This is a genomic window from Streptomyces sp. (assembly GCF_035563135.1).
Taxonomy (GTDB): domain Bacteria; phylum Actinomycetota; class Actinomycetes; order Streptomycetales; family Streptomycetaceae; genus Streptomyces.
The window spans coordinates 1-8,205 of sequence record NZ_DATMVN010000668.1; the positions used below are offsets into that span (position 1 = coordinate 1).

The 8,205-nt window shown below is 74.5% G+C and carries 5 protein-coding genes and 1 riboswitch; of the genes, 3 read left to right on the forward strand and 2 right to left on the reverse strand.

Annotated elements, in window-relative coordinates; all coding sequences use genetic code 11:
- Both VN520_RS29810 and cobN read right to left on the reverse strand, forming a co-directional pair.
- On the reverse strand, nucleotides 1-322 hold a 322-nt coding region (locus VN520_RS29810; protein ID WP_325750053.1), incomplete at its 3' end, for a helix-turn-helix domain-containing protein.
- Nucleotides 323-407: 85 nt separating this feature from the next.
- A complete protein-coding gene (gene cobN / locus VN520_RS29815) occupies nucleotides 408-4,007 on the reverse strand; it encodes a cobaltochelatase subunit CobN (RefSeq protein ID WP_325750054.1) in 3,600 nt (1,199 codons plus the stop codon).
- Between the two features lie 70 nt (nucleotides 4,008-4,077).
- A riboswitch (cobalamin riboswitch) is annotated at nucleotides 4,078-4,227 on the reverse strand.
- A 268-nt stretch (nucleotides 4,228-4,495) separates the two neighbouring features.
- Here cobN and cobG point away from each other — a divergent pair.
- Genes cobG through cobJ form a run of 3 tightly spaced genes read left to right on the forward strand, consistent with a single transcriptional unit; the run spans nucleotide 4,496 to nucleotide 8,022 of the window.
- On the forward strand, nucleotides 4,496-5,797 hold the full coding sequence (gene cobG, locus VN520_RS29820; RefSeq protein ID WP_325750055.1) for a precorrin-3B synthase: 1,302 nt from the start codon (nucleotides 4,496-4,498) through the stop codon (nucleotides 5,795-5,797).
- Nucleotides 5,798-5,851: 54 nt separating this feature from the next.
- The gene (locus VN520_RS29825) at nucleotides 5,852-6,478 is read left to right on the forward strand and encodes a precorrin-8X methylmutase (protein WP_325750057.1); all 627 of its coding nucleotides are present in this window, start codon (nucleotides 5,852-5,854) and stop codon (nucleotides 6,476-6,478) included.
- Nucleotides 6,475-8,022: a precorrin-3B C(17)-methyltransferase gene (gene cobJ, locus VN520_RS29830; protein WP_414719988.1), complete on the forward strand. Its 1,548-nt coding sequence runs from the start codon at nucleotides 6,475-6,477 to the stop codon at nucleotides 8,020-8,022. Before VN520_RS29825 ends, cobJ begins: the two co-directional genes overlap by 4 nt.
- Nucleotides 8,023-8,205 lie beyond the last annotated feature (183 nt).

Here is an 8,205-nt window from a genome sequence, read left to right on the forward strand (position 1 = left end):
CCTCGTAGAAGGTGAGGTAGGCGGCGGCGGACAGATCGTCCCGCAGCGAGGCCAGGGCCGGGCGGACCCGGCTGACCAGGTCCTGCGCACAGTGTCCGCCGTGCAGCTTGGCACCCAGCACGTAGCCGCCGTCGTCGAGCCTGCGGAGGTACCCGTCCTGTGTGAGGGTCCACAGCAGCTCGCGGACGGCTTCCACGGGCAGCTCCGTCTCCCGTGCCAGCCGGTCGGCGGGCACGCCGCCGTCGTGCGCCCCCACCGCCTCCATCAAACGGAACGCCTGCTGGAGCGGCGTGATGGGCGTATGGCCTGCTCGGTCACCCATCCCACCAGCGTGGACCCGTCGGGCGGAGGCGGCAAGGCAGGCCGCGGGGCGCCGGCCGGAGGGTCTCCCCGGCCGGCGCCCGTCCTCAGTCCTCGCCCTCCAGGTCGCCCTCGGTCTCCAGGAACACCTGGCGCAGGGCTTCGAGCACCGCCGGGTCGGGCTTCGCCCACATGCCCCGGGACTCGGCTTCCAGGAGGCGTTCCGCGATGCCGTGCAGCGCCCAGGGGTTGGCCTTCTGGAGGAACTCGCGGTTCGTCGGGTCCAGGACGTACGTCTCGGTCAGCTTGTCGTACATCCAGTCCGCGACCACGCCCGTCGTCGCGTCGTACCCGAAGAGGTAGTCGACCGTCGCGGCGAGCTCGAAGGCGCCCTTGTAACCGTGGCGGCGCATCGCCTCGATCCACTTCGGGTTGACCACCCGGGCGCGGAAGACCCGGGACGTCTCCTCGACCAGGGTGCGGGTGCGCACCGTCTCGGGGCGGGTCGAGTCACCGATGTAGGCCTCGGGGGCGGTGCCCTTCAGCGCGCGTACGGCCGCGACCATGCCGCCGTGGTACTGGAAGTAGTCGTCCGAGTCCGCGATGTCGTGCTCACGCGTGTCGGTGTTCTTCGCCGCCACCGCGATCCGCTTGTACGCGGTCTCCATCTCGTCCCGGGCCGGGCGGCCGTCCAGCTCACGGCCGTAGGCGTAGCCGCCCCACACCGTGTACACCTCGGCGAGGTCGGCGTCCGTACGCCAGTCGCGGGAGTCGATGAGCTGGAGCAGCCCGGCGCCGTACGTCCCCGGGCGGGAGCCGAAGATGCGGGTGGTGGCGCGCCGCTCGTCGCCGTGCTCGGCGAGGTCGGCCTGGGTGTGGGCGCGTACGAAGTTCCGCTCGGCGGGCTCGTCGAGGGAGGCCGCCAGGCGTACGGCGTCGTCGAGCAGGCCGATGGTGTGCGGGAACGCGTCGCGGAAGAAACCGGAGATGCGCAGCGTGACGTCGATGCGGGGGCGGCCCAGTTCCTCGTACGGGATCGGCTCCAGGCCGGTGACGCGGCGCGAGGCGTCGTCCCAGACGGGGCGGACGCCGAGCAGGGCGAACGCCTCCGCGATGTCGTCGCCGGCGGTGCGCATCGCGCTGGTGCCCCACAGGGACAGCCCGACCGAGGTGGGCCAGTCGCCGTTGTCCGCGCGGTAGCGCTCCAGGAGCGAGTCGGCGAGGGCCTGGCCGGTCTCCCAGGCGAGGCGGGAGGGGACGGCCTTGGGGTCGACCGAGTAGAAGTTGCGGCCGGTCGGCAGCACGTTGACCAGGCCGCGGAGCGGGGAGCCGGACGGTCCGGCGGGGACGAAGCCGCCGTTCAGCGCGTGGACCGCGTGGTCGAGCTCGTCGGTCGTCGCGGCGAGGCGGGGCACGACCTCGCGGGCCGCGAAGCCGAGGATGTCGGCGACGGCCTGCGGGTGGCCTTCGGCCACGGCGGCGACGGCGGCCGGGCCCCAGTCCGCGTCGTCCATGGCCTGGACGAGCGCGCGGGCCCGCTCCTCGGTCTCGTCGGCGGCGGTGCGGGTGGCCGCCGACTCGTCCAGGCCGAGCGCTTCGCGCAGGCCGGGCAGCGACGCCGTGCCGCCCCAGATCTGGCGGGCGCGCAGGACGGCGAGGACGAGGTTGACGCGGTCCTTGCCGGCCGGGGCGCCGCCGAGGACGTGCAGGCCGTCGCGGATCTGGACGTCCTTGATCTCACAGAGCCAGCCGTCGAGATGCATGATGAACTCGTCGAAGCCCTCGTCCTCCGGCCGGTCCTCCAGGCCCAGGTCGTGGTCGAGCTTCGCGGCCTGGATGAGGGTCCAGATCTGGGCGCGGACGGCAGGGAGCTTGGCCGGGTCCATCGCGGCGATCTGGGCGTGCTCGTCCAGGAGCTGTTCGAGGCGGGCGATGTCGCCGTAGCTGTCGGCGCGCGCCATCGGCGGTACGAGGTGGTCCACGAGGGTGGCGTGCACCCGGCGCTTGGCCTGGGTGCCCTCGCCCGGGTCGTTGACGAGGAACGGGTAGACCAGCGGCAGATCACCCAGCGCGGCGTCGGGGCCGCAGGCGGCGGACAGGCCGGCGTTCTTGCCCGGCAGCCACTCCAGGTTGCCGTGCTTGCCGAGGTGGATCATCGCGTCGGCACCGAAGCCGTTGTCGTCGGCGGACGCGGCGATCCAGCGGTACGCGGCCAGGTAGTGGTGCGAGGGCGGCAGATCGGGGTCGTGGTAGATCGCGATCGGGTTCTCACCGAAGCCGCGCGGGGGCTGGATGAGGATCAGCAGGTTGCCGCGGCGCAGGGCGGCGAGCACGATGTCGCCCTCGGGGTTGCGGGACCGGTCGACGAACATCTCGCCGGGCGCCGGGCCCCAGTGCTCCTCGACGGACTCGCGCAGTCCGGCGGGGAGCGTGGCGAACCAGCGGCGGTAGTCGGCGGCGGGGATGCGGACCGGGTTGCGGGCCAGCTGCTCCTCGGTGAGCCACTCCTGGTCGTGGCCGCCGGCCTCGATGAGCGCGTAGATCAGCTCGTCGCCGTCGCCGGAGACCAGGCCCGGGATGTCCTCCTCGGGCCCGAAGTCGTAGCCCTCGGCCCGGAGCCTGCGCAGCAGGGCGACCGCGCTGGCGGGGGTGTCGAGGCCGACGGCGTTTCCGATGCGGGAGTGCTTGGTCGGGTACGCGGACAGGACGAGCGCGATCCGCTTCTCGGCGGCCGGGATGTGGCGGAGCCGGGCGTGGCGCACGGCGATCCCGGCGACCCGGGCGGCGCGCTCGGGGTCCGCGACGTACGCGGGCAGGCCGTCCTCGTCGATCTCCTTGAAGGAGAACGGGACGGTGATCAGGCGGCCGTCGAACTCGGGGACGGCGATCTGGGTCGCCGCGTCCAGCGGGGAGACGCCCTCGTCGTTCTCCTCCCAGGCGGCGCGCGGGCTGGTGAGGCAGAGTGCCTGGAGGACGGGGACGTCGAGGCCGGTGAGGGCGCCCGCGTCCCAGGACTCGTCGTCACCGCCGGCCGACGCGGTGGCGGGCTTGGTGCCGCCCGCGGCGAGGACGGTCGTCACGATGGCGTCGGCGGCGCGGAGTTCGTCGATGAGCTCGGGCTCGGGCGTGCGGAGCGAGGCGACGTACAGCGGGAGGGGGCGGGCGCCCGCGTCCTCCACGGCCGTGCAGAGCGCCTCGACGAACGCGGTGTTGCCGCTCATGTGGTGGGCGCGGTAGTAGAGCACCGCGACGGTCGGGCCGGTGACGTCCCTGGCGGTCCGCTCCAGCGGGCCCCACGCGGGGGCCGGGGCGGGCGCCTCGAAGCCGTGGCCGGTCAGCAGCACGGTGTCGGAGAGGAAGCGGGCCAGCTGCTCCAGGTTGGCGGGGCCGCCGTGCGCGAGGTAGGCGTGCGCCTCCGCCGCGATGCCGATGGGCACGGTCGACGCGGCCATCAGCTGCGCGTCGGGGGCCTGTTCGCCGGTGAGGACGACGACGGGCCGGCCGGTGGCGAGGACCTGGTCGAGGCCCTCCTGCCAGGCACGGACACCACCGAGGAGACGTACGACGACGAGATCCGTGCCTTCCAGGAGCTGCGGCAGGTCCTCGACGGAGAGCCGGGACGGGTTCGCGTAGCGGAAGCCGACCGGGCCGCCGGAGGCGCGGGCGCTGAGCAGGTCGGTGTCGGACGTCGACAGGAGCAGGATCATGCGGCGTCAGCCCTTCCCCGGGGTGTCCACGCCCCGGGCGGTGTCGGATTGGGGTCTCCCCTGCTCGGGCGGAGCCGACCTCGGGGAGGGGAGTTCCTGACTCGCACGGCCGGAGGGCCGGGCTCACAGTGGCGGGACCGCGCCGGAATCTCACCGGGCTTCCTCCCATGTCGCCGTATGGCGATGGCGGACCCAACGGACCGCCGCTAGGCATAGTAGGCGTCGGGTGGGGGGTCCTGACCAGACGGCCCCCGCCCTGACCGGGACGGGGGCCCGACCGGGCGGCCCTGGCGTGACCGGGCGGCCCTGGCGTGACCTGTACCGGGGCCCGACCGGGCGGCCCTGACCTGACCGGTACCGGAGCCCGACCCGGCGGCCCTCACCTGACCGGTACCGGAGCCCGACCGGGTGGCCCTGACCCGGCCGGGGCGGCAGTGGTGTCCCGTAGGTCACAGTGACCGTCGGGGTGTACCCCGGTCACGGTCGGTATGCTCGCCGCCATGCCCGCCTCCTCCCCTCCGTCCCGGTCTCCGGGCGATGCGTGTGCCCGGAGCAGCGGTGACGCCTGTCCCGGCGCGCTGCGCCTGCACCGGGCGGACGACGGTGCGCTGGCGCGGATCCGCATACCCGGCGGGGTGCTGACGCCCCGGCAGGCAGCGGCACTGGGGCATGCCGCCGAGCGCTTCGGTGACGGTGAGCTGCATCTCACCTCCCGCGGGAACGTGCAGCTGCGCGGGCTCGGCCCGGACTGCGGCGCCGAGCTGGCCGGGCTGCTGGACGAGGCCGGACTGCTGCCCTCCGCACGGCATGAACGGGTACGCAACGTGGTCGCGTCCCCCCTCTCCGGGCTCGACGGGCTCGGTGCCGGCGACGTCCGGCCCTGGCTGACCGCACTGGACAGCCTCCTCTGCGCGAGTGACAGCGCGACGGCGCTCTCCGGACGGTTCCTGTTCGCCCTCGACGACGGCCGCGGCGATGTGGACGCCCTCGGCGCCGACCTCACCCTCCTGGGCCAGGATGACGGCGGGGCCCTGCTGCGCATCGGGGACGGTGACGCCGTGCTCCGCGTCCCCTCCGCCGACGGACCGCGCGCCGCGCTGATCGCCGCCGAGGCCTTCCTCGACGCGGCCCGGGGCACCGGCGCCTGGCGGATGAAGGACCTGCCGGACGGTCCGGCGGCAGCGCTGCCCGCCGAAGTCACCCGCCGGCTGCGGCAGGCCGGCCTCGCGGTCGCCCCGCACCACCGCCCCCGCCCCCTCGAAGCCCTGCCCCCGGCTCCCGGCCCCGTCCCGGGCGGCCGCCACGAGACCGCGCTGTCGGTCGGCGTACCGCTGGGCCGGCTGGACCAGGCTCAGTGGCGGCTGCTGTCCGGCGCCGGAGAACTGCGCCTCACCCCGTGGCGCGGGGCCGTCGTCACCGGAGTCGCGCCCGGCCGTGCGGGCAGCCTGCTGAGCGGCCTGTCCGAAGCCGGTCTGATCACCGGGCCGGGCTCCCCGTGGGCCGGCGTGGGGGCCTGCATCGGGCAGCCCGGCTGCGCGAAGTCGCTGGCCGATGTGCGGGCCGAAGCGGGGGCCGCCGTCGGGCCGGCCGGACGGCTCCCTGTGTACTGGTCCGGGTGCGAACGCCGCTGCGGTCATCCGCACGGGGAGTGGATCGATGTGCTGGCCGTCCCCGGAGGCCACCGGATCTCCCATGTGCGGGGAGACCGGACAGCCGCGGCCGTGACGGTCCGGGACGACCCGGGCGCACTCGCCGCAGCCGTGGCGGCGGCCCGGGGCGCGCGCAGCTGACCACCCCGCACCATCCCCTTGTCCGACCTGTTCGATGAAGAAAGCGACAGCACTGTGCACCAGTACGAGAAGGACGGACCGGCGATCTACCGCCAGTCCTTCGCCACCATCCGCGCGGAGGCGGATCTGGCCGGGCTGCCCGCCGACGTGAGCCAGGTCGCCGTCCGCATGATCCACGCCTGCGGCATGGTCGATCTCGTACGCGATCTCGCCTTCTCACCGAACGCAGTGGCCGATGCCCGCGCGGCCCTGCGCGCCGGCGCACCGATCCTGTGCGACGTCGCGATGGTCGCCAGCGGCGTCACCCGCAAGCGTCTGCCCGCGGACAACGAGGTGATCTGCACCCTCTCCGACCCCGCCGTCCCCGAGCTGGCCGCGAAGCTCGCGACCACCCGCAGCGCCGCCGCCCTGGAGCTGTGGCGGGACCGGATGGAGGGCGCGGTCGTCGCCGTCGGGAACGCGCCCACCGCGCTCTTCCGGCTGCTGGAGATGATCGAGGAGGGCGCCCCGCGCCCCGCCGCGGTCATCGGTGTGCCCGTCGGCTTCATCGGGGCCGCCGAGTCCAAGGAGGCCCTGGCCTCCCACTCGTCCGGGCTGGAGCACCTCGTCGTGCGGGGCAGGCGCGGCGGCAGCGCCATCGCCGCAGCCGCCCTCAACGCGATCGCCAGCGAGGAGGAGTGAGCGTGCCCGAGCAGCAGCAGACCGAGGGCGCCGGAAGCACCGGAAGCACCGGGCGGCTCTACGGCGTCGGGCTGGGGCCGGGCGATCCGGCCCTGATGACCGTGCGGGCCGTGCAGATCATCGGCGAGGCCGATGTCGTCGCGTACCACTCCGCCCGGCACGGCCGCTCCATCGCCCGCTCGATCGCGGCGCAGTACATCCGCGCCGACCACATCGAGGAGGCGCTGGTCTACCCCGTCACGACGGAGACCACGGACCACCCCGGCGGCTACCGGGGTGCTCTGGACGAGTTCTACGCCGAGGCCGCGGCCCGCCTCGCGGTGCACCTCGACGCCGGGCGCACCGTCGCCGTGCTCGCCGAGGGCGACCCGCTCTTCTACGGCTCGTACCAGCACATGCACAAGCGGCTCGCGGACCGTTACGACACCGAGGTCATCCCCGGCGTCACCTCGGTCAGCGCTGCCGCCGCCCGTCTCGGCACCCCGCTCGTCGAGGCCGAGGAGGTGCTGACGATCCTGCCGGGAACCCTTCCGGAGGAGGAGCTGACCGCACGTCTGGCGGCCACGGACTCCGCGGTGGTGATGAAGCTGGGGCGGACGTTCCCCGCCGTGCGCCGCGCGTTCGAGGCGTCCGGGCGACTGTCCGAGGCACGCTACGTCGAGCGCGCCACCATGGCCGGGGAGCGGACCGGCGACCTGGCGGACACCGACGCGGACTCCGTGCCGTACTTCGCGGTCGCCGTGCTGCCCAGCCGGATCGACGCGCCCCGCCCCTCTCCGGCAGCGGGCCGGGACACCGGCGAGGTCGTCGTGGTCGGCACCGGGCCGGCCGGGCCGCTGTGGCTGACGCCCGAGACACGCGGGGCGCTGGCCGCCGCCGACGACCTGGTCGGCTACACGACGTATCTGGACAGGGTGCCGGTGCGGCCGGGCCAGCAGCGCCACGGCTCCGACAACAAGGTCGAGTCGGAGCGCGCCGAATTCGCCCTCGACCTGGCACGCCGCGGCCGCCGGGTGGCCGTGGTCTCCGGGGGTGACCCCGGGGTCTTCGCGATGGCGACGGCCGTGCTGGAAGTGGCCTCGCAGGACGCGTACACGGACATCGCCGTGCGGGTGCTCCCCGGGGTGACCGCGGCGAACGCGGCCGCCGCCCGGGCGGGTGCGCCGCTGGGCCACGACTACGCCACCATCTCCCTCTCCGACCGTCTCAAGCCCTGGGAGGTCATCGCCGAGCGGCTGCGCGCGGCAGCCACGGCCGACCTCGTCATGGCGCTGTACAACCCCGGCTCCCGCAGCCGGACCTGGCAGGTCGGCAAGGCCCGTGACCTGCTGCTGGAACACCGTTCCCCGGACACACCCGTGGTGCTCGGCCGCGATGTCGGGGGCCCGGCCGAGAGCGTGCGGACGGTGCGGCTGGCCGATCTGGACCCGGCCGAGGTGGACATGCGGACGATCCTCATCGTCGGTTCCTCGCAGACCCGCCGGGTGCGGCGGGGTGACGGGCAGCAGATCGTCTGGACGCCACGCCGCTACCCGGAGGACTGACGGGGCCGAGGCCGTCGCGGCGGAGCGGCATCGTGGCGGCCGCTCAGCGGTCCCGGGCCCAGGCGGCCATCCTGCCCATGGACCGGGCCGCTTCGGCCAGGCTCCGGGCCGCCCGGTCGAGCTCCTCCGCGAGCCGCGCCGCCTGTTCGGCCCCCTCCGCGAGCCGGGCGGCCTCCGCCCTTT

What these genes read in the sequence shown, in the direction of transcription:
- cobN (WP_325750054.1), bottom strand. Translation starts at nt 4,007, where the DNA reads ATGATCCTGCTCCTGTCGACGTCCGACACCGACCTGCTCAGCGCCCGC.
- cobG (WP_325750055.1), top strand. Translation starts at nt 4,496, where the DNA reads ATGCTCGCCGCCATGCCCGCCTCCTCCCCTCCGTCCCGGTCTCCGGGC.